At 55.0% G+C, this 1,781-nt stretch carries 1 rRNA gene; it reads right to left on the minus strand.

What is annotated here, in order from left to right:
- Positions 1–53: 53 nt before the first annotated feature.
- Positions 54–1,587 (minus strand): 16S ribosomal RNA (locus GPM19_RS15130).
- Positions 1,588–1,781 lie beyond the last annotated feature (194 nt).

The raw sequence follows: 1,781 nt of genomic DNA on the forward strand, positions 1-1,781 counted from the left end.
TCTTGATCAGGTAATTCATTGTGAGCGCTTGCCGCAAGGGCTGACGTGTCGTTTAAGGAGGTGATCCAGCCGCAGGTTCCCCTACGGCTACCTTGTTACGACTTCACCCCAGTCATGAACCACACCGTGGTGATCGCCCTCTTGCGTTAGGCTAACCACTTCTGGTGCAGTCCACTCCCATGGTGTGACGGGCGGTGTGTACAAGGCCCGGGAACGTATTCACCGTGACATTCTGATTCACGATTACTAGCGATTCCGACTTCACGGAGTCGAGTTGCAGACTCCGATCCGGACTGAGACCGGCTTTCTGGGATTCGCTGACTCTCGCGAGCTCGCAACCCTTTGTACCGGCCATTGTAGCACGTGTGTAGCCCTACCCGTAAGGGCCATGATGACTTGACGTCGTCCCCACCTTCCTCCGGTTTGTCACCGGCAGTCTCCTTAGAGTTCCCGGCATGACCCGCTGGCAAATAAGGACAAGGGTTGCGCTCGTTACGGGACTTAACCCAACATTTCACAACACGAGCTGACGACAGCCATGCAGCACCTGTCTCTGCGCTCCCGAAGGCACACCAGAATCTCTTCCGGCTTCGCAGGATGTCAAGGGTAGGTAAGGTTCTTCGCGTTGCATCGAATTAAACCACATGCTCCACCGCTTGTGCGGGCCCCCGTCAATTCATTTGAGTTTTAACCTTGCGGCCGTACTCCCCAGGCGGTCGACTTATCGCGTTAACTTCGCCACAAAGTGCTCAAGGCACCCAACGGCTGGTCGACATCGTTTACGGCGTGGACTACCAGGGTATCTAATCCTGTTTGCTACCCACGCTTTCGCACCTCAGCGTCAGTGTCAGTCCAGAAGGCCGCCTTCGCCACTGGTATTCCTCCCGATCTCTACGCATTTCACCGCTACACCGGGAATTCTACCTTCCTCTCCTGCACTCTAGCCTGACAGTTCCGGATGCAGTTCCCAGGTTGAGCCCAGGGCTTTCACAACCGGCTTATCACGCCGCCTACGCGCGCTTTACGCCCAGTAATTCCGATTAACGCTCGCACCCTCCGTATTACCGCGGCTGCTGGCACGGAGTTAGCCGGTGCTTCTTCTGCGAGTGATGTCTTTCCTGGCGGGTATTAACCACCAGGCGTTCTTCCTCGCTGAAAGTGCTTTACAACCCGAAGGCCTTCTTCACACACGCGGCATGGCTGGATCAGGGTTGCCCCCATTGTCCAATATTCCCCACTGCTGCCTCCCGTAGGAGTTCGGGCCGTGTCTCAGTCCCGATGTGGCTGATCATCCTCTCAGACCAGCTACGGATCGTCGCCTTGGTGAGCCATTACCTCACCAACCAGCTAATCCGGCATAGGCTCATCCGATAGCGCAAGGCCAAAAGGCCCCTGCTTTCTCCCGTAGGACGTATGCGGTATTAGCCTGAGTTTCCCCAGGTTATCCCCCACTACCGGGTAGATTCCTATGCAGTACTCACCCGTCCGCCGCTCGTCAGCGCCCCGAAGGGCCTGTTACCGCTCGACTTGCATGTGTTAGGCCTGCCGCCAGCGTTCAATCTGAGCCATGATCAAACTCTTCAGTTTCAAATCATTGTGATCCTTGCCTGTCACTCGAAAGTAACAGAAGCGAATCAAACTTGGCTCAAGGTTCAAACGATTTCATTCAACACAGGTTTCGAAAAACCTGATTGCTTGAGTCGCTTGCCTTGATTTTCGGTGACATTGTCACCCTCATCGGCAAGCGCCCACATGAATTACCTGATCAATTGTTAAAGAGC

It is taken from the genome of Vreelandella zhuhanensis, from assembly GCF_009793355.1.
Classification (GTDB): Bacteria; Pseudomonadota; Gammaproteobacteria; order Pseudomonadales; family Halomonadaceae; genus Vreelandella; species Vreelandella zhuhanensis.